22 protein-coding genes are annotated in these 23612 nt (G+C 69.4%); 7 read left to right on the top strand and 15 right to left on the bottom strand.

Annotated elements, in window-relative coordinates; genetic code table 11:
• The first annotated feature begins 61 nt into the window (after positions 1–61).
• Complete coding sequence (locus ACWZJV_RS17690; RefSeq protein WP_457177508.1) at positions 62–1114, top strand: LacI family DNA-binding transcriptional regulator; 1053 nt, start codon at positions 62–64, stop codon at positions 1112–1114.
• Here the strand turns inward: ACWZJV_RS17690 and ACWZJV_RS17685 are convergent.
• On the bottom strand, positions 1111–2286 hold the full coding sequence (locus tag ACWZJV_RS17685) for a saccharopine dehydrogenase family protein (protein WP_196875651.1): 1176 nt from the start codon (positions 2284–2286) through the stop codon (positions 1111–1113). The two genes, ACWZJV_RS17690 and ACWZJV_RS17685, sit on opposite strands and share 4 nt — an antisense overlap.
• 148 nt (positions 2287–2434) lie before the next feature.
• Here ACWZJV_RS17685 and ACWZJV_RS17680 point away from each other — a divergent pair, with 148 nt between their 5' ends.
• The 3 genes from ACWZJV_RS17680 to ACWZJV_RS17670 are packed head-to-tail and all read left to right on the top strand — an operon-like array spanning position 2435 to position 4387.
• On the top strand, positions 2435–3196 hold the full coding sequence (locus ACWZJV_RS17680) for a response regulator transcription factor (protein ID WP_008362792.1): 762 nt from the start codon (positions 2435–2437) through the stop codon (positions 3194–3196).
• A gap of 31 nt (positions 3197–3227) precedes the next feature.
• On the top strand, positions 3228–3497 hold the full coding sequence (locus tag ACWZJV_RS17675; protein WP_040756919.1) for a DUF2277 domain-containing protein: 270 nt from the start codon (positions 3228–3230) through the stop codon (positions 3495–3497).
• Positions 3494–4387, top strand: coding sequence for a Sir2 family NAD-dependent protein deacetylase (locus ACWZJV_RS17670; RefSeq protein WP_457177506.1), 894 nt, complete (start codon positions 3494–3496; stop codon positions 4385–4387). Before ACWZJV_RS17675 ends, ACWZJV_RS17670 begins: the two co-directional genes overlap by 4 nt.
• Here ACWZJV_RS17670 and ACWZJV_RS17665 read toward each other — a convergent pair.
• The 7 genes from ACWZJV_RS17665 to ACWZJV_RS17635 form a co-directional block, all read right to left on the bottom strand.
• Positions 4373–4642: a hypothetical protein gene (locus ACWZJV_RS17665; RefSeq protein ID WP_196875654.1), complete on the bottom strand. Its 270-nt coding sequence runs from the start codon at positions 4640–4642 to the stop codon at positions 4373–4375. The two genes, ACWZJV_RS17670 and ACWZJV_RS17665, sit on opposite strands and share 15 nt — an antisense overlap.
• A 240-nt stretch (positions 4643–4882) precedes the next feature.
• Entirely contained in the window at positions 4883–5569 is a 687-nt protein-coding gene (locus tag ACWZJV_RS17660; RefSeq protein ID WP_008362800.1) for a metal-dependent transcriptional regulator, read from the bottom strand.
• Positions 5570–5677: 108 nt separating this feature from the next.
• Positions 5678–6151 carry a MarR family winged helix-turn-helix transcriptional regulator gene (locus ACWZJV_RS17655; RefSeq protein WP_457177503.1) on the bottom strand — a complete coding sequence of 158 codons (474 nt, stop codon included), beginning with the start codon at positions 6149–6151 and terminating at the stop codon, positions 5678–5680.
• Complete coding sequence (locus tag ACWZJV_RS17650) at positions 6148–7767, bottom strand: MDR family MFS transporter (RefSeq protein ID WP_457177501.1); 1620 nt, start codon at positions 7765–7767, stop codon at positions 6148–6150. The genes ACWZJV_RS17655 and ACWZJV_RS17650 overlap by 4 nt, the downstream gene beginning before the upstream one ends.
• A gap of 332 nt (positions 7768–8099) precedes the next feature.
• A complete protein-coding gene (locus ACWZJV_RS17645) occupies positions 8100–10136 on the bottom strand; it encodes an ABC transporter ATP-binding protein (RefSeq protein WP_457177499.1) in 2037 nt (678 codons plus the stop codon).
• The gene (locus ACWZJV_RS17640; protein ID WP_457177497.1) at positions 10133–11881 is read right to left on the bottom strand and encodes an ABC transporter ATP-binding protein; all 1749 of its coding nucleotides are present in this window, start codon (positions 11879–11881) and stop codon (positions 10133–10135) included. The genes ACWZJV_RS17645 and ACWZJV_RS17640 overlap by 4 nt, the downstream gene beginning before the upstream one ends.
• Positions 11882–12526, bottom strand: coding sequence for a TetR/AcrR family transcriptional regulator (locus ACWZJV_RS17635; RefSeq protein ID WP_457177495.1), 645 nt, complete (start codon positions 12524–12526; stop codon positions 11882–11884).
• Positions 12527–12705: 179 nt separating this feature from the next.
• Here ACWZJV_RS17635 and ACWZJV_RS17630 point away from each other — a divergent pair, with 179 nt between their 5' ends.
• Complete coding sequence (locus ACWZJV_RS17630; protein ID WP_457177493.1) at positions 12706–14415, top strand: S8 family serine peptidase; 1710 nt, start codon at positions 12706–12708, stop codon at positions 14413–14415.
• 3 nt (positions 14416–14418) lie between these two features.
• Here ACWZJV_RS17630 and ACWZJV_RS17625 read toward each other — a convergent pair whose 3' ends face one another.
• The 3 genes from ACWZJV_RS17625 to ACWZJV_RS17615 are packed head-to-tail and all read right to left on the bottom strand — an operon-like array spanning position 14419 to position 17623.
• Entirely contained in the window at positions 14419–16410 is a 1992-nt protein-coding gene (locus ACWZJV_RS17625; protein ID WP_457181962.1) for a beta-galactosidase, read from the bottom strand.
• 5 nt (positions 16411–16415) lie between these two features.
• Positions 16416–17063: a pyridoxamine 5'-phosphate oxidase gene (gene pdxH / locus ACWZJV_RS17620; protein ID WP_457177491.1), complete on the bottom strand. Its 648-nt coding sequence runs from the start codon at positions 17061–17063 to the stop codon at positions 16416–16418.
• A gap of 56 nt (positions 17064–17119) precedes the next feature.
• Positions 17120–17623 carry a hypothetical protein gene (locus ACWZJV_RS17615; RefSeq protein ID WP_008362818.1) on the bottom strand — a complete coding sequence of 168 codons (504 nt, stop codon included), beginning with the start codon at positions 17621–17623 and terminating at the stop codon, positions 17120–17122.
• Positions 17624–17727: 104 nt separating this feature from the next.
• Here ACWZJV_RS17615 and ACWZJV_RS17610 point away from each other — a divergent pair, with 104 nt between their 5' ends.
• Positions 17728–18831 carry a citrate synthase 2 gene (locus ACWZJV_RS17610; protein WP_008362820.1) on the top strand — a complete coding sequence of 368 codons (1104 nt, stop codon included), beginning with the start codon at positions 17728–17730 and terminating at the stop codon, positions 18829–18831.
• Positions 18832–18907: 76 nt separating this feature from the next.
• Here the strand turns inward: ACWZJV_RS17610 and ACWZJV_RS17605 are convergent, their stop codons facing one another.
• Both ACWZJV_RS17605 and ACWZJV_RS17600 read right to left on the bottom strand, forming a co-directional pair.
• Positions 18908–19603 carry a Pr6Pr family membrane protein gene (locus ACWZJV_RS17605; RefSeq protein WP_457177488.1) on the bottom strand — a complete coding sequence of 232 codons (696 nt, stop codon included), beginning with the start codon at positions 19601–19603 and terminating at the stop codon, positions 18908–18910.
• 69 nt (positions 19604–19672) lie between these two features.
• Complete coding sequence (locus ACWZJV_RS17600; RefSeq protein ID WP_457177485.1) at positions 19673–20152, bottom strand: GNAT family N-acetyltransferase; 480 nt, start codon at positions 20150–20152, stop codon at positions 19673–19675.
• A gap of 43 nt (positions 20153–20195) precedes the next feature.
• Here ACWZJV_RS17600 and serC point away from each other — a divergent pair, with 43 nt between their 5' ends.
• Positions 20196–21311 carry a phosphoserine transaminase gene (serC, locus tag ACWZJV_RS17595; RefSeq protein ID WP_457177483.1) on the top strand — a complete coding sequence of 372 codons (1116 nt, stop codon included), beginning with the start codon at positions 20196–20198 and terminating at the stop codon, positions 21309–21311.
• A gap of 38 nt (positions 21312–21349) precedes the next feature.
• Here the strand turns inward: serC and ACWZJV_RS17590 are convergent, their stop codons facing one another.
• Together ACWZJV_RS17590 and ACWZJV_RS17585 are read right to left on the bottom strand one after the other, a co-directional pair.
• Positions 21350–22321: a hypothetical protein gene (locus ACWZJV_RS17590; RefSeq protein ID WP_457177480.1), complete on the bottom strand. Its 972-nt coding sequence runs from the start codon at positions 22319–22321 to the stop codon at positions 21350–21352.
• Positions 22318–23544, bottom strand: a complete 1227-nt coding sequence (locus ACWZJV_RS17585; protein ID WP_457177478.1) for a class I SAM-dependent methyltransferase — start codon at positions 23542–23544, stop codon at positions 22318–22320. Before ACWZJV_RS17585 ends, ACWZJV_RS17590 begins: the two co-directional genes overlap by 4 nt.
• Between the last annotated feature and the right edge of the window lie 68 nt (positions 23545–23612).

The following is a 23612-nucleotide window of genomic DNA, read 5'->3' as shown; positions in this document are numbered from 1 at the left end:
CTCCGCAGGTCCACGCCGCCGGAGCGGTTATGCTCGCGCCGACGGCGAGAAGGTGACACACATGACGGATACAGCAGGCCAGGCACGATCCGCGCGTGCGACGATCCGCGACGTCGCCCGAGAGGCCGGCGTCAGCACCTCGACCGTCTCCCGCGTACTGGACGAGCGGTTGCCCCCTTCGCGCAACGAGACTGCCGAACGCGTACGCGAGGTGGCGGCCCGTCTGGGTTACCGCAAGGACTCCCGTGCCTCTGCCCTGCGGCGCCAGCAGAGCGGGACCATCGGGGTGCTCGTGCCCCGCCTGACCGACACCGTGATGGCCATCCTCTTCGAAAACATCGCCACCGCCGCCGCCGAGCGCCAGATGTTCGCGATCGTGGCGACGACCGCCGACGACCCGGCCTCCGAGCGGTCGGCCGTGGAGAGCCTTCTGGACCAGCACGTCGACGGGCTCGTCCTCACCACCGCGCGCCCGGACGATGCGGTGATCACCGACCTCCGCGAGCGCGGCGTTCCTCTTGTCCTCGCCCTGCGGCACGACGGCGTGACGCCGGCCGTCGTCGGCGACGACGAGCTCGGCGGCTACCTGGCCACTCGCCACCTCCTGGACCTAGGCCACCGCGAGATCGCACTGGTCGCCGGACCGTCCTACGCGTCGAGCGCCGTCGGACGTGTCGCCGGGTTCAGGCGGGCGATGGCCGAGGCCGGCATCGATGACGTCGACCACCTCATCCACCCGTCGACGTTCGGGATGGAGTCCGGGGAGGAGGTCGGCCGTCGCATTCTCACGACCTCGCCGCGCCCCACCGCCGTGTTCGCCGTCAACGACAACACCGCCGTGGGTGTCCTGGCAGCTGCGCGGGCAGCCGGGCTGAGCGTTCCGGACCAGCTCTCGGTCGTGGGCTACAACGACATCCCGCTGGCGGCTCGGTTGCCGGTGCCCCTCACGACCGTCCACGTGCCGTTCGACCAGATCGCCGCACGCGCCGTCGCTGCGCTTGCCCGCCTGCTCGCCTCGCCCGGCGGGACCCCGCCCGGCACGACCACGACCCTCATGCCCTCGCTGATCCCGCGCGCCTCCACGGCACCCCCGCGCGCGGGCGGCCTGCGCTAGGAGGCCGCAACCACCTCGAAGCGGATCCCCGCAGCCTGGAGCCGCTCGAGGAGCGCGTCGCCCATGGCGACCGCGGTGGTCACCGACCCGGAGGTCTCGGGAAGCGTGTCGAAGGCGAGGCACAGCGCCGACTCGGCGAGCATCTTCGCCGTCTCGGTGTAGCCGGGGTCGCCTCCGGACACCTTGGTGTGGATCTTCCGGCCGTCGGTCTCGGCGACGAAGTCGACCGTGAACCACGACTTCTCGCGCCGGCCCTCGGAGGGTCCGGTGCCCTGCTTGACCCGCTCGCCGAGCTTGGCGCGCAGCGGCGGCACCTGCATCGCGAACGCGAGGCCGCCGGCGCCGAGCGCGCCACCGACGGCGTACCGCAGCGTCTTGGTCCCGGCGAAGTGCGAGTAGGTGAAGGCGGGGCCGTACGCCTCCAGGGCCCGGCCGGAGCGGGCGACGATGAACGGATCGATGGTCGGCAGCGGCAGCAGCCAGTAGCCGAGCTCGCTGTCACGGCCGATCCTGGGCTTCGCCGGCCGAGACGTACGTCCCTCCGGCCGCACCTCGAGCGCCCGGCGCTCGCGCGAGGCGGCCGCCATCTCCCGGGGACGCGACATCTGCCCGAGCGCCGAGTGGAAGGTGCCGCCGGAGAAGGTGGCGTTGGTGCGTACGACGCCCTTCATCGTCAGCGGGCCGGTGATCTCGCCACCGGCGGCGAGCTCGCGCACCGTGTAATAGGCGCCGAGGTCGTGCGGGATCGAGTCGAACCCGCAGGCGTGCACGATCCGGGCGCCGTTGGCGCGGGCGGTGGCGTCGTACATCACGAACATCCGGTCGACGAACTCGGGCTCTCCGGTGAGGTCGACGTAGTCGGTGCCGGCCTCCGCGCAGGCCTTGACCAGGGGCTCCCCGAACTCGAGGTAGGGACCGACCGTGCTGATCACGACGCGCGCACGAGCCGCCAGCGTGGCCAGCGAGGCCGAATCGTTCACGTCTGCCTGGATGAGCTCGACCTCGCCGGAGCCGAGCCCCTCGCGAACGGTCTCCAGACGTGACAAGGAGCGGCCCGCGAGCGCCCACCGCAGTCCGTCGGGCGCATTCGCGGCCAGATACTCGGCGACCAGACCGCCGGTGAACCCGGTCGCACCGAAGAGGACGATGTCGAGATCGCGAGAAGTCGTCATAGCCGCTACCTTTCCAGAAGCAACGAAATCCGAGACGGCACGGGTCTCTGAGTGATCAAATGTTGCATCAATAGGGATACTCTTAAGCGGTTTCTTTCGGCACCATCCCCAACGACGAGATGAGTGAGACGAGCCTGTGGGCGACGCGGTGATCAGCGTTCTGCTGGCCGACGGTCACGACGTCGTGCGTGTCGGCGTGCGTACGGTGCTGCGGCGCGAGTCGGACATCGAGGTCGTCGGCGAGGCGCGCACCGCCGCCGAGGCACGCCCGCTGATCGCGACGCTCCGTCCTGACGTACTCATCCTCGACGCCCATCTCCCCGACTCCTCCGGCGTCGCGCTGTGCCGCGAGGCGCTGGCGATGAAGAGCGACATCCGCTGCCTGATCCTGGCCACCGACGCCGACGACGAGGTGATGAGCCAGGCGATCATGGCCGGCGCCGCCGGCTACGTGCTCAAGCAGATCGAGGCGACGAGCCTGGTCTCCGGCGTACGCCTCGTGGCCAGCGGCCACACCCTCTTCGACCCCGAGGCGGCCGCCAAGGTCGTGCACAACGTCGAGGAGCGCCGTCGGATGCACGAGGTGGTCGCCGAGCTGACCCCGCAGCAGCGCCGGATCCTGGTGCTGCTCGCCGAGGGCATCTCCAACCGGGAGATCGCCGACCGGCTGGTGCTCGCAGAGAAGACCGTCAAGAACCACATCACCGGGCTCCTCGCGAAGCTCGGCGTCAGCCACCGCACCCAGGCCGCGCTGATGGCGAGCCAGCTGCTCGAGGACGGCGTCGTCCCCCGGCCGGCGCCCCCGGGCGACAACGCGAGGCCGGCCAAGGGCCCGGGTCCCAACGGCGGGCCGGTGCCCCCGCATCCTCGCGGCCAGTCTCCTTCCCACGCACCCGGTCGTTCCCGGTAACCACCTCGACGATCCGAGTACCGTGGATGGCATGTGCCGCAACATCCGCCCGCTCCACAACTTCGAGCCGCCTGCCACCAACGACGAGGTCACCGCTGCCGCCCTGCAGTTCGTACGCAAGGTGAGCGGCACCACCAAGCCCTCGGCCGCCAATCAGGAGGCCTTCGACCACGCCGTCGCCGAGATCGCCCACATCACCCGGCATCTCCTCGACGACCTGGTCACCAACGCCCCGAAGAAGAACCGTGAGGTCGAGGCCGCCAAGCGCAAGGCTCGCGCCGAGGCGAGGTACGCATCGTGACCCTCGCCCCGGAGGCGAGCAACACCGATTCGTACGCAGCAGCCCTGGCCCTCCTCCAGGACCGGCGACTCGTGGTGCTGACCGGGGCCGGCGTCTCGACCGACTCGGGCATCCCCGACTACCGCAGCCCGGGCAGCCCCTCACGCCAGCCGATGACCTATCAGCAGTTCATCTCGGGCCCGCAGGAACGGCAGCGCTACTGGGCGCGCAGCCACCTCGGCTGGCGACGGATGGGCAGCGCCGTGCCGAACGCCGGCCACCGCGCGCTGGCCGCGATCGACCCCGAGCTGCTGATCACCCAGAACGTCGACGGGCTCCACGAGCAGGCGGCGCCGGAGCTGGCCAGGAGCGGCCGGATCGTGACGCTGCACGGCCGGGTGGCCGACGTGATCTGTCTGTCGTGCCGCACGGTGAGTCCGCGCCGCGACCTCCAGGTGCGGATGGAGGCGCTCAACGCCGGCTGGGCCGAGGCGCACGCGGACGTGGAGAGCCGGCCCGATGGTGACGTCGCCCTCGAGGAGACGCAGGACTTCGTCGTTCCCGACTGCGAGATCTGCGGCGGCATCCTCAAGCCCGACGTCGTCTTCTTCGGGGAGAACGTGCCCAAGGACCGGGTCGCCCGGTGCATGGATGCGGTCGACGCGCTCGCGAAGGACCCGGGAGGTTCCGAGCTCCGCGGCGAGCGGCACGAGGGGAAGGGCGTGCTGCTCGTCGCGGGCTCGAGTCTGGCGGTGATGAGTGGCTATCGGTTCGTACGCCGGGCGGCCAAGGCCGGGATCCCGGTCGTCATCGTCAACCGTGGTGCCACCAGGGGCGATGGGGAGGCTACGTACAAGCTGGAGGTGGGGACCAGCGAGTTCCTCACCGCGCTGTCCTCACGCAGAGCGTGACTGGATCGGCATGTCTGCCATGCGGCCGGCGGCCTCGTCGACCGACAGTCTGGCTCCGATGAAGAAGTGGTAGACCGGACCTTCGTCGATCAGCAGCACCTTGGCGCTGTGGAAGTCCCCACCGAGGTCGGTGAGCACGATCTCCTCGCCACGCTCGAGGTGACGGGTCAGGCCGGTGTCGGTGTGGTGGACGGCGACTGGGCGGAACGTCTCATCCAGCTCGCGACCGCGAGCGGGCAGATGAACGACCTCCATAGAGCTCTCCCCTCCGGAGACCCCCGCAAGTCTCGACATGACAACTGCTGAAGCCCACATGGATCACTGGCCTCCAGCAGGCCCCGCACGTCAAACATAAGCATCGATGACGTAATCGGTCCAGAGTGATGTGCCGAATTCTGCCGACGTCGAGAGAATTTCACCCACGGTTGCAAAAGTGGGTGCGTGGTTGCCACACTGATGCCGACTCGTGGAGCCGACCGGCGGTGAATCTGCGGGTCAGAGCGCCTTGACGAAGATATGGTCCGCGGCCTCGGGGATGATCTCCGCGGTCTCCCCACCGGAGCCGAGCAGGACCCCGTCGGGGGTCGCCTTGATGGCGACGGTCTGGTCCGGGATCGCACCGACCCGGCGCAGCGCGCTCATCAGCGACTCGTCCTTCTGCATCTCCTCGGAGATACGTCGCACCAGGACGGTGGCGCGCTCGGAGCCCGCCGCGGCGGTGAGCGACTGGACGCCGGCCATGAAGTCCTCGTCGGCCGGCTTGCCACCGAGCTCGTCGAGACCGGGGATCGGGTTGCCGTAGGGCGACTCGGTCGGGTCGCCGAGCAGGTCGAGCAGACGCTTCTCGACGGTGTCCGACATGACATGCTCCCAGCGGCACGCCTCCTCGTGGACGAGCTCCCAGTCGAGGCCGATGACGTCGGTGAGCAGCCGCTCCGCGAGCCGGTGCTTGCGCATCACCCGAGTGGCCAGGCGAAGGCCCTCGTCGGTGAGCTGCAGGTGACGGTCACCCTCGACCGTGAGCAGACCGTCGCGCTCCATCCGGGCGACGGTCTGGGAGACCGTCGGACCCGACTGGTGCAGGCGCTCGGCGATGCGGGCGCGCAGCGGAACGATTCCCTCTTCGACCAGCTCATAGATGGTGCGAAGGTACATCTCGGTGGTGTCGATGAGGTCGCTCACGGGGTAATCCTACATCCTTGAATCAGTCAAAAAAACCGAACCCAGCAGGGTGTGTCCCGGACGACGTCGGCCTGCAGGAGAGATCATCACGGTGATCCCCTAGGTGCCCTAGCGCTCGAGGGCTTCGTTGTATCTCGAAAGCATAGCGCTGAGCCGGTCTATGTCGTCGGGACTCCAGTTGGACAGCCGGTCGCTGAAGCGTACGCGACGCTCCCGGGCCACCCGGTCGAGCCGTTCGCGCGCCTCGGCGGTCAGCGAGACCAGGCTGGCCCGGCCGTCCTCGGGATCGGGATGGCGCTCGAGCAGACCGAGGTCGACGATCGCCTGCACCATCCGGCTGACCGCACCCTTGTCGATGCCGAGCGCGTCGACGAGGGCGGAGGCGCGCAGCGGGCCGTGCTCCGCGACCCAGGTCAGCACCATGTAGCCGCCCGGCGGGAGGTCGGGGTGGACCATCCGGCCGCGGTCGCGCATCGCCCGCTTCGCCCGCCGCATGAGCACACCGACCTCGGCCTCGAGCCGGATCAGCGACTCCACCCGCGGGGCATCGATCCCGTCGTCCACGGCGGGCTCGTCAGTCATCTCCGAACAGCTCCCTCGGCGTCGGTCTCGGCCTCGGCGAGGGCCTTCTCGTCGGGGAGGTCGTCGACGGTCGTCTTGAGCGGAACCTCCCTGATGCCCACGATAGCGACCAGCGCGAGCAGGGCACACGGGATGGCCACGAGGAAGAGGTCGGCGGTGGCGACGGCGAAGGCGTGCTCATAGAGGGCCTGCATCGCGCTGGGCATGCTCGCCGGGTCGGCGAGCCCGCCGCTCTGCAGACTCTGCAGCTCCTCGGAGGTGACCTTGCCGCTGGCCACCAGCTCGGGGATGCCGTCGGTGATGACGTCCTCGACCCGGTGGGAGAGCACGGCGCCGAGCGCTGCGATGCCCATCGAGCCGCCCATCGACCGGAAGAAGGCGACCACCGAGGAGCCGGCACCCATGTCCTTGGTGTCGAGGTTGTTCTGCACCGCGAGCACCAGGTTCTGGTTGGTCGCACCGACACCGAGGCCGACGACGGCCATGAAGGCACCGACCAGGGCGAGGTTGGTGTGCTCGTCGATGGTGCTGAGCAGGTAGAGCCCGATCGGCAGCATGACACCGCCGAAGAGCAGGTAGCGCTTCCAGCGCCCGGTGGCGCTGATCAGGCGTCCGGTGACCATGCCGGCCACGGAGAGCCCGAGCATCATGCAGATCGACATCAGGCCGGCGTGGGTCGGCGTCATCCCACGGGCGGTCTGGAAGTACTGCTGCAGGTAGACCGTCGCACCGAACATTCCCGCACCCACGAAGAACGAGGCGACCGTGGAGAGCACCATGGTGCGGTCGCGGAAGAGCCGCAGCGGGATGATCGGCTCCTTGGCGAACCGGCCCTCAACCAGGATCGCGACGGCGAGCACGACGAGGCTGCCTGCGACCAGGGCGTACGACATCAGCGAGGCCCACTCGAAGGACTCACCGCCCAGGGTGACCCAGATCAGCAGCATCGAGACACCGGCGACCAGCAGGAACGCACCGAGGTAGTCGATGCTGACCTCGCGGCGTACGTGCGGGACGTGCAGGGTCTTCTGCAGCAGGATGAAGGCGACCACGGCGAACGGGACGCCGACGTAGAAGACGCCGGGCCAGCCGACCGGGGAGTCGACGACCACGCCGCCCACGAGCGGGCCGATGACCGTGGCCAGCGCGAAGACCGCGCCGATGTAGCCGGAGTAGCGGCCGCGCTCACGCGGGGAGACGATCGTCGCGATGATCACCTGGATCAGCGCGACGATGCCGCCCATGCCCAGGCCGGCGATCACGCGGCCGGTGATGATCACCGGCATCGACGGGGCCAGGCCACAGATCGCCGAGCCGACGATGAACAGGCCGAGGGCGACCTGCACCAGGACCTTCTTGTTGTAGAGGTCGGCGAGCTTGCCCCAGATCGGCGTCGTCGCGGTCATCGCCAGCATGCTCGAGACGACGATCCAGGTGTAGCCGCCCTGGGTGCCGCCGAGGTCGGTGACGATCCGCGGCAGGGCGTTGGCGACCGATGTGCTGGACAGCATGGCGACGAAGAGCGCCATCAGCAGGCCCGAGAGGACCTCCATGATCTGGCGGTGGGTCATCTCCGGCGCGGCGACGGCCTGCGAGGACTGCGTGGACTCTGACAAGTGGGGACTCGGCTCTCTCACAAGAATTGGTTGAACATCGGCAACCAATGTACGCCGGGTTAGTTGCTAAACGCAACTTGTCACCACTCGTGGTCGACCCTCGAAAACGGGACGACCCGCAGGCGGGCCAGGTGGCCGACCCGGTGGATGAGTCCGGTACGCCTGCGGGTCGGGTGGCTGCCGTTGGATTGCCAGCTCCCCATCCTTGGTTGGAGGGCTGCTAGCGAGCAGCCACCTCACGCATCCAATCGTTCTTCATCTGATCGGATCACCTCCTTTCCCGTGTGCCTCAACGGTAGGTGTCGAGGCCGCCCGGATTCAAAGGGTTTATTTCATGCGGTCGCGGGCTCCTCCTCGACGATCGCGTGACTGAACTGCGACTGGTAGAGCTCGGCGTACGCCCCACCTGCCTCGAGCAGCTCGGCGTGGTCGCCCTGCTCGACGATCGCGCCGTCGCGCATGACCAGGATCAGGTCGGCGTCGCGGATCGTGGAGAGCCGGTGGGCGATCACGAAGGACGTACGGTCCGAGCGCAGCGCCGCCATGGCGTGCTGCAGGAGCAGCTCGGTGCGGGTGTCGACGGAGGAGGTCGCCTCGTCGAGGATCAGCAGCGACGGCTCGGCGAGGAAGGCCCGGGCGATCGTGACCAGCTGCCGCTCGCCCGCCGAGAGGTTGCCGCCCTCGTCGGTGATCAGGGTGTCGTAGCCGTCGGGGAGCGAGTGCACGAACCTGTCGACGTACGTCGCCCGCGCCGCCTCGAGGAGTTCCTCCTCGGTCGCGGACGGCCGGCCGTAGCGGATGTTGTCGCGGATCGTGCCCTCGAAGAGCCAGGTGTCCTGGAGCACCATGCCGGTGCGCCCTCGCAGGTCCGCGCGGGGGATCGAGGCGATGTCGACGCCGTCGAGGCTGATCCGGCCGGCGTCGAGCTCGTAGAACCTCATGATCAGGTTGACCAGCGTGGTCTTGCCGGCTCCGGTGGGTCCGACGATCGCGACGGTCTGCCCGGGGCGGGCCACCAGCGACAGGTCCTCGATGAGCGGCCGGTCCTTGTCGTAGGCGAACGAGACGTGCTCGAACCGGACCTCGCCGGCGCCGGGCGACCCGTCCCCGGCTGCTCCGACGTCGGGCGACTGGTCCTCGGCGTCGAGGAGCTCGAAGACCCGCTCGGCCGAGGCGACGCCCGACTGGAGCAGGTTCATCATCGAGGCGAGGGTGGTGATGGGCTGGGTGAACTGGCGCGAGTACTGGATGAAGGCCTGCAGCTCGCCCAGGCTCAGCGCGCCGCTGGCGACGCGGAGCGACCCGACCACGCAGACCACCACGAACATCAGGTTGCCCACGAACATCATCAGCGGCATCAGGATCCCGCTGATGAACTGGGCCTTGAAGGCGGCGGCGAAGAGCTTGTCGTTCTCCTCGGCGAAGGTCTTCTCGACCTCCTCCTGGCGACCGAAGACCTTGACCAGGTCGTGCCCGGAGAAGGTCTCCTCGATGTGACCGTTGAGCTTGCCGGTGCTGCGCCACTGGGCCACGAACTGCCCCTGTGACCGCTTCATCACCGCACCGGTCACGACCAGCGAGACCGGCACCGCGAGCAGCGCGATCAGGGCCAGCACCGGGCTGATCCAGAACATCATGAACAGCACCGTGACCAGCGTGAACAGCGCGGTCAGCACCTGGCTGAAGGTCTGCTGCAGGGTCTGGCTGATGTTGTCGATGTCGTTGGTGACCCGGCTGAGCAGCTCGCCTCGCGGCTGCTTGTCGAAGTAGGACAGCGGGACGCTGTGCACCTTCTTCTCGACGTCCTCACGCAGCCCCTTCACGGTGCCCTGGACGACCGAGTTGAGGATCCAGCCCTGCGCGAAGGAGAGCATCGAGGCGACCAGGTAGACGACGAGCACGACCATCAACGCGTTGCGCAGGGCATCGAAGTCGACGCCGTGGCCGGGGTTGACGTAGTCCATCCCGGAGAGCATGTCGGCGAGCTTGTCGTCGCCCTGGGCCCGCAGGCCCTCGACCGCCTCCTCCCGGGTCACCCCGGCAGGCAGCTCGCGGGAGAAGACGCCGCCGAAGATGATGTTGGTCGCCTTGCCCAGCAGCCACGGACCGAGCGACATCAGCGTCACGCTGATCGCAGCCAGGACGATCGTGGCGAAGGCATGGATCTTGTAGGGCGCCATCCGGCGCAGCAGCCGCTTGGCCGAGGGGACGAAGTTCATCGCCTTGTCCCCCACCGCGCCGCCCGCGCCCATCGGACCGGGGCCGCCCTGGGGACGTACGATCCGCTCGGTCTTCTTCATCTGGCCGTTCTGGCCGTTCTGGCCGTTCTGGCCGTTCTGGCTGGTCTGGCCGGTCTTGGGGTCGCTCATGCGGCGGCCTCCTCTGCGCTGAGCTGGGAGGAGACGATCTCCTGGTAGGTGGCGTTGGCGGCGAGCAGCTCCTCGTGAGTGCCCTCGCCGACGATGGCGCCGTCCTCGAGCACGAGGATCTTGTCGGCGTCACGGATGGTGGAGACACGCTGGGCGACCACGATGACCGTGGCGTTGCGGGTCTCGGGGGCGAGCGCGGCGCGGAGGCGGGCGTCGGTGGCGACGTCGAGCGCCGAGAAGGAGTCGTCGAAGAGGTAGATGTCAGGGCGACGTACCAGCGCGCGGGCGATCGCCAGGCGCTGCCGCTGACCACCGGAGACGTTGGTGCCGCCCTGGTCGATCTCGGCGTCGAGGCCGGTGCCGCCCTCGGGCGCCATCCGCTCCACGAAGTCGCGTGCCTGGGCGACCTCGAGCGCGTGCCAGAGCTCCTCGTCGGTGGCGTCCGGCTTGCCGTGGAGCAGGTTGGACCGGACGGTGCCGGTGAAGAGGAAGGCCTTCTGCGGGACCAGTCCGAGGGAGCTGCGCAGGGTGGCCGGGTCGAGGTCGCGTACGTCGATCCCACCCACCCGGACGACGCCGGCCGTCGCGTCGAAGAGCCGCGGGACGAGGCCCAGGAGGGTCGTCTTGCCGGCTCCGGTCGAGCCGATGATCGCGACGGTCTGCCCGGGGCGGGCCTCGAAGGTGATGTCGTGGAGGACGGGGTGGTCGGCGCCGGGGTAGGTGAAGCCGGCGCCGGTCAGGTCGACGTGCCCGCGCCGGGAGATCTCGGTGACGCCGGCTGTCGGCGGGGTCACCGACGTCTCGGTGTCGAGGACCTCGGCGATCCGGTCGGCGCAGACGGCCGCGCGCGGCACCTGCATGAGCATGAACGTGCCCATCATGATCGACATCAGGATCTGCATCAGGTACTGCAGGAAGGCGGTCAGCGGGCCGATCTGCATCACCCCGTCGTCGACCCGGATGCCGCCGAACCAGATCACCGCGACGCTGGCGACGTTGATGACCAGCATCATCAGCGGGAACATCGTCGACATCCAGCGCCCGGCCCGCAGCGCGACGTCGGTGAGCTCGTCGTTGGCCTTCGCGAAGCGGTCGGTCTCCTGACGCTCGCGTACGAACGCACGGATCACCCGGATGCCGGTGATCTGCTCACGCAGGATGCGGTTGACCGCGTCGATGCGCTCCTGCACCCTGCGGAAGTTGGGCACCATGCCGCGCACGACCACGGTCATGGAGAGGAGCAGCACCGGGATGACGACCGCGAGCAGCCAGGCGAGGCCGGCGTCCTCCCGGATGGCCATCACGACGCCGCCGACCATCATCATCGGCACCATCACCGCGAGCGTGCAGGTCAGCACGGCGAGCATCTGGACCTGCTGGACGTCGTTGGTCGTCCGGGTGATCAGCGACGGGGCGCCGAAGCGGCCGACCTCGCGGGCGCTGAAGGAGCCGACCTTCGCGAAGATCGCCGCCCGCAGGTCGCGGCCGAAGCTCATCGAGCTGCGGGCGGCGAAGTAGACGCTGGCGATCGAGCACAGGATCTGCACCAGCGCCACGGCGAGCATGATCGCGCCGATCCTCATGATGTAGCCGGTGTCGCCCTCGGCCACGCCCTGGTCGATGATGTCGGCGTTGAGGCTGGGCAGCAGCATGAAGGCCGAGGTCGAGAAGAGCTGCAGGATCGCGATGACGACCAGGAATCTCTTGTACGGGAGCAGGTAGTCCCGCAGCAGTCGGAGAAGCATTCAGGGGGTCTCTCTGGTCAGGCTGTGCTCGATTAGAATCCCGCCGAGCAGCACGTCGATGACGTCCTCGCTGCTCAACGGCTGGTTGGTTCGGTTCAGACCGGGGAGCCAGGCCCCGATCGTGAGGCTGCGCAGCACCAGCGCCGCCTTGCGCGGCGGCAGCCGCAGCTCGTCCACGTGCGGCTCGAACACGAGCCTCGTCAGGTTGTCGACGAGGGCCTTGTTGGCCTCGATGAGGAATGTCGGCGGGCCGTGGGGATGACGTACGCCCTCGGGGTCCGCCTCCTCCATCACGGCCGAGCGCACGGCCATCATGACGAGGACACCACGCTGCGAGCCTGCGGCCAGCAGGTCGATCACGGCCCGGAGCTTGTCCTCGATCTCGGCCTTGTCCTCGAGGACGTCCGCCATGGACTCTCCGGTCCTGACCGGGTCGAAGACGTTCTCCGCCACCGCCCGGTAGAGCTCCTTCTTGTCACGGAAGTGCCTGAAGATCGTGCCTTCGGCGACTCCGGCCGCCTCGGCGATCAGCCGCGTGGTCGTTGCCGTGCCGTGCTCGATCAGCAGCGTCTCGGTCGCCGCGATGATCGCTGCGCGCCGGTCGGCTGCGGGAATCGGCTTCGCCCGCGTACGTCGTTCGTCCACGTCGACGAGCGTAAATGAGTGAGCACTCACTCACAACCCAATTATTGGGTGGATGGTGGATCCAAACCCTGTTCCATCGGATGCGGACTAGGGCATGCTGGGCCCACTGTCGGGCCGACAAGGGCCATGACAGCGGTGGTCCCGACAATCTCGACCACCGAATCCGGAATGGAGACAGCATGCGTAGGTTGTTGACAGGTGCGACCGCGGTCGCACTGGGGGTCACCGGCGCCCTCGTCATGGCGAACTCGGGAACCGCCACCTCCGACAAGGAGGTCCGCTATGTCGTGGCATATGCCGAGGGATCCTCGGCCGCCAATGCCCGTGCCGCGGTGAAGGCCGCCGGGGGCGAGATCGTCTCGGAGAACAGTGCCATCGGTGTCGCGACGGTGACCGCGGGTGAGGACTTCGCCGAGGCGGCCAACGCCTCGAGCGCCCTCGTCGGCGCGGCCCAGGACAGGATCGTGGGCGCCAACACCCCCGACGGGGCGAGCAACGCCCGCAAGCAGGAGGTGTCGAAGGTCGAGACCGAGTTCCGTGGCGGCAAGGGCACCGCACCCAAGACGCCGAAGCCCAAGGGTGGCAAGGAGCCGCTCTCCGGCCTGCAGTGGGACATGAAGCAGATCCACGCCGGGGATGCCAACAAGACCGAGCGCGGCAAGGGTGTCCGCGTCGGCATCCTGGACACCGGTGTCGACGGGTCACACCCCGACATCGCGCCCAACTTCGACGCGAACCTGAGCCGCAACTTCACCACCGACATCCCGGTCGACGCCAACGGCGACCCGGTCGACGGTCCGTGTGAGGACGAGCCCGACGCCTCCTGCGAGGACGCGGCCGACGTCGACGAGAACGGCCACGGCACCCACGTCGCCTCGACCATCGCCTCGCCGGTCAACGGCATCGGCATCTCCGGGGTCGCCCCGCAGGCCGACATCGTCAACCTGCGCGCCGGCCAGGACTCCGGCTACTTCTTCCTGCAGCCCTCGGTCGACGCACTGACCTACGCCGGCCGCCACGGCATCGACGTGGTCAACATGAGCTACTACGTCGACCCATGGCTGTTCAACTGCACCAACCACCCGGCCGACTCCGCCGCCGACCAGGCCGAGCAGGTCACGATCATCACCGCGATGCAGCGTGCCCTCGACTACGCCCGCGGCCACGGCGTGACCCTCATCGCCGCCGCCGGCAACCAGGCGATCGACTACACCAAGCCGCAGACCGACGCGAGCAGCCCCGACTACGCCAGCGAGCCCGGCGAGGCCGCCTACGTCCGTGACCTGCTGGACCCGGAGTCGTGCGTCTCGATGCCCACCGAGGGCAACGGGGTCATCGCGGTCAGCGCCACCGGCCCGTCCGAGCGCAAGTCCTACTACTCCAGCTACGGCAACGGCTTCGTCGACGTCGCGGCGCCTGGTGGGGATGCGTACGACACCGCGGACGGCACGCGCGACTTCGCCGCCAACATCCTGGCCGCCTACCCCTACGACCTGGCCGTGGCCGAGGGCGCGATCGACCCGGCGACCGGCGAGGTCGTGGTCCCGTGGGCCGTCGCGGACTGCTCCAGCGGCGAGTGCTCCTACTACCAGTACCTGCAGGGCACCTCGATGGCCTCCCCGCACGCTGCTGGTGTGGCCGCGCTGATCGTCGGCGAGTACGGCAGCCGCGACCGCTCCGGCAAGACCCTCTCGCCCACCAAGGTCGAGAAGATCCTGCTCAAGTCGGCCACCGACAAGGCCTGCCCGGTCCCGGCGGACTTCACCTATGTCCGCCACCTGCCCGACGGCTCGACGCGGACCAGCACGCACACCTGTGAGGGTGGCGACGCGCCGAACGGCTTCTACGGCAGCGGCATCGTCAACGCCGAGGCGGCTGTCAGCCGCTGATGCTCACCCCTCGCGGATGACCGCGACCTGGCCGGCCCGCACGACGTGCGGGCCGGCCTCGTTGCCGGAGAGCAGGTCGGTGCCCCGGACGGGCACGATGACCGCTTCGTGGGTGTGGTTGATGACGAAGACGTACGTCCCCTGCTCACCGACTCGACGGATCGCCTCGACGCCCTCGGGGAGGCCCCCGACGACCGGCTTGGTCGTGGTGAGGACCTGGTTGGCCAGGGTGTCGAGCGACTCGGGGGTGAGCTCGGTGCCGACGTACCAGGCCGTGCCCTTGCCGACCCGGCGCCGGGTGACGGCCGGGTCGCCGGCGCAGTCGCCGGTGGCGTACGCAGCCACCACATCGGCCCCGACGGCGCGGCCGCGCTCGCTCCAGATCGTGCCGGAGCCGTAGGCGGTCAGCGGGATCTCGTCACCCTCGGGAAGCGGGCAGAACTCCTCGATCCGCACCCCGAGGAGATCGGACAGCCCGCCCGGATAGCCGCCGAGCCGGATGTGGTCGTGCTCGTCGACGATGCCCGAGAAGTAGGTGGCGACCAGGGTGCCGCCGGCCTCGACGAAGGCGGTGAACCGCGCGACGGCCTCGTCGGAGAGCAGGTACTGCACCGGCAGCACCACCACTTCGTAGCCGTCGAGCGGGTCGGCGACGCCGACGATGTCGACACCGAGGTTGCGAGTCCAGCAGGCCTTGTGCCAGGCCCGCGCGGTCGCCATCGGGTCGACGTCGACCGACGGGTGCGAGTCGAACGTCGCCGCCCACCAGGACTCCCAGTCGAAGCAGATCGCGACGCCTGCTTGCGCGACCCGGGAGCCGGCGACCTCCGCGATCGCGGACAGGTCCGCACCGAGGCGTACGACGTCTCGCCACAGGCGGCTCTCGGTGCCGGCGTGCGGAACCATCGCGGAGTGGAACTTCTCCGCGCCACCGCGCGAGGCGCGCCACTGGAAGAACAGTGCTCCGTCGGCGCCCCGTGCGACGTGCTGGAAGGAGTTGCGGCGCATCTCGCCGGTGGTCTTGGCGATGTTGCGCGGCTGCCAGTTGACCGCGGAGGTCGAGTGCTCCATCAGCAGCCACGGCTCGCCGTGGGCCCAGGAGCGGGTCAGGTCGGCGGTCATCGCGAGCTGGTGGGTGCGGTCCTCGTCCGCGGCGATGAGGTAGTGGTCGTTGGAGACGAGGTCGCCGACATCGACCCAGCTGCGGTAGTCGAGCGACTTGCGGAAGCCCATGAAGTTGGTGGTCAGGGGCTTGTCGGAGTGCGCCCGCACCGCCGCCGCCTCGACCCGGTAGAGGTCGCGGATCTCGTCGGAGCAGAACCGCCACCAGTCGAGCTGCTGGCCGGGGTTGGCGACGTTGCCGTAGGAGACCTGTCGCGGCGGGCCGATCTGCTCCCAGCCGGTGTAGTGCTGGCTCCAGAAGGCGGTCGCCCAGGCCTCGTTGAGCTGCTCGATCACGCCGTAGCGGTCCCGCAGCCAGCGCCGGAAGGCCACCGCGCTGGCATCGCAGAAGCAGTGGTCGTTGTGACAGCCGTACTCGTTGTTGACGTGCCACATCACCACCGCCGGATGCTCGTCGTAGCGCTTGACCAGCTCGGTGATCAGGGACGTGGCGGCCTCGCGATAGCCGTTCGAGGAGGGGCAGTACGCCTGGCGCGCACCGAACGCGCGCTGGTTGCCGATCTCGTCGACGAGCGTGGCCTCCGGGTGCCGCTCGAGGAACCACGGCGGCGGGCTCGCGGTCGCGGTCGCCAGGTCCACGGCGATCCCGCCCGCGTGGAGCTTGTCGAGCACCCGGTCGAGCCAGCCGAAGTCGTACATCCCCGGCTCGGGCTCCAGCAGGGCCCACGAGAAGATCCCCACGCTGACCAGGTTGACCCCGGCCTCCTGCATGAGGCGTACGTCCTCGTCCCAGACCTCCTCCGGCCACTGCTCCGGGTTGTAGTCGGCGCCGTAGGCGATCCGGCCGCCCAGCGCTCGGGTGACCCGCTCCATCCCCGTCACGGAGCCAGCCTCTCCGTGCGCCACGTGTCGCCCTCGCGGCGGTAGACGAGCCGGTCGTGCATCCGCCCCGGCCGCCCCTGCCAGAACTCCACGGTCTCGGGCTCGACCCGGTAGCCGCCCCACTCCTCCGGCACCGGGACCGGCTGTCCCTCGAACTGCGCCTCGACCCGCGCGTACGCCGCCTCCAGCTCCTCGCGCCCGGAGACGACCCGGCTCTGGTGGGAGGCGTGGGCGCCGAGCTGGGAGCCGCGCGGACGCTGGGAGAAGTAGGCCTCGACGTCTGCTGCGGAGAGCTCGCGGGCGACGCCGTCGATGCGTACCTGACGCTCCAGCGGGTGCCACGGGAAGAGCACCGCGCAGCGTGGGTTGCGCGCGAGGTCGGAGCCCTTGCGGGAGGCGGTGTTGGTGAAGAAGGTGAAGCCCTCGGTCGAGAACCCCTTCAGCAGCACGGTCCGCGACGAGGGTGCGCCGTCCGCCGAGACGGTCGAGACCACCATCGCGTTGGGCTCGACGATGCCCGCGTCACGGGCCTCGACGTACCACCTCTCGAACTGTTGGAACGGGTCTGCCGCGAGGTCGTCCTCGGTCAGACCGCTGCGGGTGTAAGACTCACGCGCGGCCGCCAGCTCAGCTGAGAGATCCATGGTCTCAACCTACGACGTCGTGGAGTCACCGGTGTCGGGGACTCGACCCATCCGGATCAGCCCATGAAACCTTTGACCTGGGTGCCCGACTCGTCGAGCTTGTCGCCCAGCTGCTCCAGAGCCGAACCGACCTTCGCCAGCAGCTCGGCGATCGTCTCGAGAGAGCCGGAGAGGTCGTCGAGCGCCGAGCCGGCGCCGCCGATCTCCTTCGCGGCGCTCGCGATCGACTTCGCCGGGCCGTCGGCCATCGGCACCCGGCCGAGCCCCTCGGCGACATCGGCGAGCCGGTCGACGCCCTTCGAGATCGCGGCCGAGATGCCGCCCAGCGAGGTGGCGACGTCGCCCAGTGCGTCCTTGACGCCGCCCGCGCCGTCCCCGATCAGTACGGCACCGGCCTCGCGGGCGCGCCCACCGGCCGCCTCGAGCCCTTCGCCGAAGGAGTCGAACAGCTGCGGCAGCCGCTCGAGCGCCGCCAGCACGTCCTTGTTCTCGGTGATCAGCTTGATCACCTTGTCGATGTCCTTGGTGTTGAGGCCACCGACGAGCTTCCCCAGGTCCATGGTGGTGACAGTAGCGCCGGACCCCCTACCACGACCGCGCCCCACGCCCGGGTCGAAGCCAGGATGCGGCACAATGCCCATGACAACAGAGAACGGAGAAGGCAGTGAGCCAGGTACAGCACGGTCTCGAGGGCGTCGTTGCCTTCGAGACCGAGATCGCAGAGCCCGACAAAGAGGGTTCGGCCCTTCGCTACCGCGGGGTCGACATCGAGGACATCGTCGGGCGGGTGCCGTTCGAGAACGTCTGGGGCCTGCTGATCGACGGCTCGTACGGCCCCGGCCTGCCGCCCGCCGAGGCCTACAACCTGCCGGTGCACACCGGTGACGTACGCGTCGACGTCCAGGCCGCCATCCCCATGCTCGCGCCCGCCTTCGGGTTCGGTCAGACCTACGACATCTCCGACGAGCAGGCCCGCGAGGACCTCGCCCGCGTGGCCGTGATGGTCCTGTCGTACGCCGGCCAGTCGGCGCGCTCGATCCATCTGCCGGTGGTGCCGCAGCGCGAGGTCGACAAGGGCAAGACGCTGGCCGAGAAGTTCCTGATCCGCTGGCGCGGCGAGGCCGACCCCGCCCACGCCCACGCCATCGACGCCTACTGGTCCTCGGCCGCCGAGCACGGCATGAACGCCTCCACCTTCACCGCCCGGGTGATCACCTCCACCGGCGCCGATGTCGCCGCGGCCTTCTCCGGCGCGATCGGCGCGATGAGCGGCCCGCTGCACGGCGGCGCACCCTCCCGCGTGCTCGGCATGATCGAGGACGTCGAGAAGTCCGGCGACGCGGCCTCCTACGTCAAGGGTCTGCTGGACTCGGGCGAGCGGCTGATGGGCTTCGGCCACCGCGTCTACCGCGCCGAGGACCCGCGTGCGCGCGTGCTGCGCCGCACCGCCCGCGAGCTGAACGCGCCCCGCTACGAGGTCGCCGAGGCGCTGGAGAAGGCGGCTCTGGAGGAGCTTCGTGCCCGCCGCCCCGACCGGGTCCTGGAGACCAACGTCGAGTTCTGGGCCGCGATCGTCCTCGACTTCGCCGAGATCCCGGCCAACATGTTCACCTCGATGTTCACCTGTGCCCGCACCGGTGGCTGGTCCGCCCACATCCTGGAGCAGAAGAAGACCGGCCGCCTGATCCGGCCCTCTGCCATCTACACCGGCCCCGCCCCGCGCCCCGCCGACGCGGTCGAGGGCTGGAACCCCGACTGGGCGAAGTGACCGCCCGCTGACATCACGACGCAGGAACCGACCGGCTCGAGCCGGTCGGTTCCTGCGTTGTAAGGGGTGGCCACCGCTAGGTCGTGCGGCTGCTCGACCGGCCGACGTGGTCGAGAGACGCCACCGGGGCGTACCGGTCCACCAGCAGGAGGACCGCTGTCAGCACGATCGCGTAGCCGAGCACCGCGGCCGCACTGAGAAGGACAGGGACCATGCCGTTCTGGCCGACATCGAGGAACGGGTAGGGATACCAGCCGGTGATCGCGCCTCGGATGAGGGTGAGCACCAGCCAGGCGATCGGCCAGACGAAGGCGAGCACGGCGATCCGCACATCCCACTGGCGCCGTGGGCCCCACAGCAACCAGCCGAGCACGAACAGCACGGGGCTGGCGATGTGGAACAGGTTGGTCGCGACGACCGCCTCTCCTCGCAGCTCGATGCCGGGCGCGAGCACGAGGCTGAACACCGTGCCCGTGACCGTGATGCCGAGGAGCGCGCTCAGCCCGATCGCACGCGACGCCACGCTGTTCGCGGCCCGCCCGAGCGCCACCGCGGTGGCCACCGCGAGGACGAGCACGTTGCTGTCGACGGTGAAGAAGCTGAACAGCCTGGCGAAGCGTACGGCCAGCGGGATCTCATGACCCGACTCGCCCGAGTTCGCGTCCGCGCCGCCCGTGAACAGCAGATAGAACTGCAGCACGAATCCCACACCGACGACGACGGCGACGACCGCGTACCAAGCGCGCATCGCGACGGCGGTTCGAAGGGCCACGAGCACACGCTAACGTCCGTACGTCGGATGCCCGGGGTGCGACATCCGGACCGCGGCTGCCGGCGTGCTCTAGCCGTCGAGGCGCTTGGCCATGCAGACGACCAGGTCGTCGTCCTTGTAGTAGCCGAACGGCTCGACGTCGATGTAGCCGTTGGCCGCGTAGAGGCCGATGGCCTCGTGCTGGAGGCCACCGGTGGTGAGGACCATCGCCTCGAAGCCGGCCTCGCGGGCCGAGGCCTCGACGTGGGCGAGCATGCGTTTGGCGAGGCCCTGGCCCTGGGCCTCGGGGACGACGTACATCCGCTTGATCTCGGCGGTCACCACGGTCCCGAGCACGGACTCGCCGGAGCGGCGCCAGGCGCCGGAGGCGACCGGGACGTCGTCGAGATAGGCCAGGAAGTAGGCGCCCGCGAGGCCCTCGAACATCTCCGGCAGGGTCGGGTCGTGGTCGGGCTCGCCGTAACGCTCGACGTAGAACTCCTGGACCCGGTCGACCAGCTTCTGCGCATCCGGGTGGTCGTACGCGACCCGGCGAATCTCAACAGACACGTCGGTATTCTGGCCGACGCCCGCCTCTTGCGAGAATGGGTTTATGACGCTGCAGATCCCCGCCGACCTCCTGCCCGCCGACGGACGTTTCGGGTCCGGGCCGTCCAAGGTGCCCGCCGGGCGCCTGGAGTCGCTCGCCGCGACCGGGGTCTCGGTGATGGGCACCTCCCACCGCCAGCAGCCGGTGAAGGATCTCGTCCGCCGGGTCCAGTCCGGGCTGGCCGACCTGTTCTCGCTGCCGGAGGGCTACGAGGTCGTCATCGGCAACGGCGGCTCGGTGGCGTTCTTCGACCTGGCGACGTACGCCCTCGTGCGCGAGCGCAGCCAGCACGCCGTCTTCGGGGCGTTCGGCAAGAAGTTCCTCTCCGCGGCCAAGGCTACGCCGTGGCTGGCGGACCCGTCGGTGATCTCGGCCGAGCCCGGTGGTCTGGCGGTGCCGTCCCAGGAGGACGGTGTCGATGTTTACGCCTGGACACATAACGAGACCTCGACGGGCGTGATGGCTCCGGTCGTACGTCCTGCCGGCGCCGGTGCCGACCAGCTCACCATCGTCGACGCGACCTCGGCCGCCGGCGGGCTGCCGCTCGACGTGACCCAGAGCGACGTCTACTACTTCGCGCCGCAGAAGTCGTTCGCCTCCGACGGCGGCCTGTGGCTGGCGCTGCTCTCCCCGGCCGCGATCGCGCGGGCCGAGGAGATCGCGGCGAGCGGCCGGCACATCCCGTCGTTCTTCTCGCTCACCGAGGCGATCAAGCAGTCCCGCAGCGGACAGACCGTCAACACCCCGGCCGTCGCCACGCTCTTCCTGATGGCCGAGCAGCTCGACTGGATGAACGGCTCCGGCGGGCTCGACGCGATGGTCGCCCGCACCACGGCCTCCTCCGACGCGCTCTACGCCTGGGCCGAGAAGGCACCGTACGTCCGGCCGTTCGTCGAGGACCCGACCCACCGCTCCCTGGTGGTCGGCACCGTGGAGCTCGACGCCGGCATCGACAAGGATCTCCTCCGGTCGGTTCTGGCCGAGAACGGCGTCGTCGACCTCGACGCCTACCGCGGCGTCGGCACCAACCAGCTCCGGATCGCGATGTACCCCTCCGTCGACGCCGCCGACATCGAGGCCCTCACCGCCTGCATCGACTGGGTCGTCGACCGCCTCTGACCCGCCGACCCGGCTCGTCCTGACGAGCCGACTCGGCGTCAGGAGCGCTTGCGGAAGATGAAGTACGCAGCCACGGCGAGCACCACGAGCGCGGCCGGCCCCACCGACCCGCCGCCGGATTCGTCGCCCGCGTCGCTGTCCTCGGCGCCGGTCTCGTCGTCCGCCGGCTCGGTGGCATCGGGGCTGGGGTCCGCGGTCGGCGTCGGCTCCTCGCCGAGGACCTCGCTGACCAGCTCGGGGTCGACGCGGATCACCTCGGCCCGGATGCCCTCGCTGGTCACGACCACCTCGCCCTTGGCGGTGACGCCGATGGCCTCGCCCTGCTCCTGGTCGGGGGTCCGGAACGAACCGACGCGGTCCATCGAGGGCCAGTCGTAGATCGTGGCGGAGTAGTAGCCGCGTACGACCAGGTGCTTGCCGTCGGGGAAGAAGGCACCGTCGGTGGCCATCGGGATGACCGGGGCGACCTCCTTCAGCCGGTTGGGGCCGTCGGGGTCGAGACGCTTCGGGACGGCGTAGAGCCGGCCGCCTCCCCAGTCCTTCGTGGCGACGAAGACCTGACCGTCGGGGTGGGCCAGCAGGGACTCGGCGTTGTGCGGCCCGTCGGGGTAGACGAGCTCGTAGACGGTCGGCGAGACCGTCCGCTCGCCCCGCCCGACGCGTACCTTCGCGATCCGGATCGAGTCCCAGACGCTGTTGTTGTCGCCGATGTCGCCGACCCAGACGTGGTTGCCGCCGGCGGGTGCGAGCCCCTCGACGTCGACCGGGTCCGCCGCCCAGTGGGTCACCCCGACCGTGTCGCCGCGCGAGTCGACGGTGAAGACGCGGCCGCTGTCGCCGGAGTCGTTGGTGGTGGCGTACAGACCCTCGCCGAGAGGGGTCAGCGCACTGGCCTCGCTGATCGTCGGGTCGGAGAAGGAGAAGAGGACGTCGTCACCGGCGGCGTGCGCGGGCACGGACGAGATCAGCACCAGTCCGAGCGCGCCCGCAGCGGCGACGACCGCCTTCATCGGTCGGCGAGCAGCTCGCCGAGCTTCGGACGTACGCCCCACTCGGCCACGAGGTCGTCGTACTCCTTTTTCACCGAGCCGCCCTTGACCGGCGAGCCGGTGCGGATCGCGCGGAGCATGGTGTTGCGCGGGGTGTGCTGGCTCTCCACGAACTGCACCACCTCGACGCGGTAGCCGGCTAGGCGCAGCAGGCTCGCGCGCAGGGCGTCGGTCAGGGTGTCGGCGAAGCGTTCGCGGAGGATGCCGTGGCGGGTGAGCATCGAGTAGGGCGCCGGGGTCGGGGCCTTGCGGAGCTGGGCGGCGATGTCGTGGTGGCAGCACGGCGCGGCCAGCACCAGCGGCGCCTCCCACTCGACCGCGCGGGCGAGCGCGTCGTCGGTGGCGGTGTCGCAGGCGTGCAGGGCGAGCACCACGTCGGGCTTCTCGGTGAGCTGTACGCCCTCGATCGTCCCGGCGACGAACTCGGCCTTGCTGTATCCGAATTCCTTGGCGAGCTCGTCGGCGATCTTCGAGTTGTGCTCCCGCGACTGCTCCTTGACGTCGACGCCGGTGACGACGACGGGCAGCTCGCGGACCTCGGTGAGGTAGCGCTGGGCGGCGAACGTCAGGTAGCCGTTGCCGGCACCCAGGTCGATGATCCGCAGCGGCTCCTCCGCGGTCGGCCGACGGACCTTGCCGGACTTCATCGCGTCCGTCAGGGCGGCGTCGAGCTGCCGCAGGAACTCCTCGACCTGGCGGTACTTCGCCTGGCGCGACGGCTTCAGCTTCCCGTCCTTGTCGGAGAGGCCGAGCACCCGGAAGACCGGGTCGGACTCCGGCAGCAGCCGCTCCTTGGCCTGGTCATGGCCACGTTCGACTTCGACCGGCGCGGTCAGCTCCGTGGTCGAGACGAGCGCCGTCGTCGGCGTCTTCGCCTGGATCTGGGTCTGCTCGGTCGCGGTCGTGACGATCCAGTTGGCGAACGGTTCGTCGAGAAGATCGTCCAGTGACGAACTATCTCCTACGGGATGGTTCGCGGTGAACGCCTGGGTCGCGTCGTACGTCGTGATCTGCAGGTGTCGGCCGGCCTTGAGGTCGACGTAGCGGATCTCGGCGCGACGCCACTTCGGCGTGGTGCCGCGCTGCTTGCCCGACGCGACCGCCTTGACCAGCTGTTCGGGATCGAGGATCACCGATCGCATCCGGTTCAGCGCCCGCAGCAGCGGTTCGGACTCCCTGCTCAATTCAGCACCCCGGCAATGACGACCACCAGCAGAAGGGCGACCAGCGCGCCGGGAATGATCATTCGGCG

The organism is Nocardioides sp. WG-D5, assembly GCF_054031175.1.
This window is presented reverse-complemented; position numbering and strand designations above follow the sequence as displayed.

Coding starts and splice junctions, on each gene's coding strand:
- ACWZJV_RS17675 (WP_040756919.1), top strand. CDS start 3,228: ATGTGCCGCAACATCCGCCCGCTCCACAACTTCGAGCCGCCTGCCACC.
- ACWZJV_RS17665 (WP_196875654.1), bottom strand. CDS start 4,642: ATGGAGGTCGTTCATCTGCCCGCTCGCGGTCGCGAGCTGGATGAGACG.
- ACWZJV_RS17640 (WP_457177497.1), bottom strand. CDS start 11,881: ATGCTTCTCCGACTGCTGCGGGACTACCTGCTCCCGTACAAGAGATTC.
- ACWZJV_RS17630 (WP_457177493.1), top strand. CDS start 12,706: ATGCGTAGGTTGTTGACAGGTGCGACCGCGGTCGCACTGGGGGTCACC.
- ACWZJV_RS17645 (WP_457177499.1), bottom strand. CDS start 10,136: ATGAGCGACCCCAAGACCGGCCAGACCAGCCAGAACGGCCAGAACGGC.
- ACWZJV_RS17625 (WP_457181962.1), bottom strand. CDS start 16,410: ATGGAGCGGGTCACCCGAGCGCTGGGCGGCCGGATCGCCTACGGCGCC.
- serC (WP_457177483.1), top strand. CDS start 20,196: ATGACGCTGCAGATCCCCGCCGACCTCCTGCCCGCCGACGGACGTTTC.
- pdxH (WP_457177491.1), bottom strand. CDS start 17,063: ATGGATCTCTCAGCTGAGCTGGCGGCCGCGCGTGAGTCTTACACCCGC.
- ACWZJV_RS17590 (WP_457177480.1), bottom strand. CDS start 22,321: ATGAAGGCGGTCGTCGCCGCTGCGGGCGCGCTCGGACTGGTGCTGATC.
- ACWZJV_RS17685 (WP_196875651.1), bottom strand. CDS start 2,286: ATGACGACTTCTCGCGATCTCGACATCGTCCTCTTCGGTGCGACCGGG.
- ACWZJV_RS17690 (WP_457177508.1), top strand. CDS start 62: ATGACGGATACAGCAGGCCAGGCACGATCCGCGCGTGCGACGATCCGC.
- ACWZJV_RS17655 (WP_457177503.1), bottom strand. CDS start 6,151: ATGACTGACGAGCCCGCCGTGGACGACGGGATCGATGCCCCGCGGGTG.
- ACWZJV_RS17615 (WP_008362818.1), bottom strand. CDS start 17,623: ATGGACCTGGGGAAGCTCGTCGGTGGCCTCAACACCAAGGACATCGAC.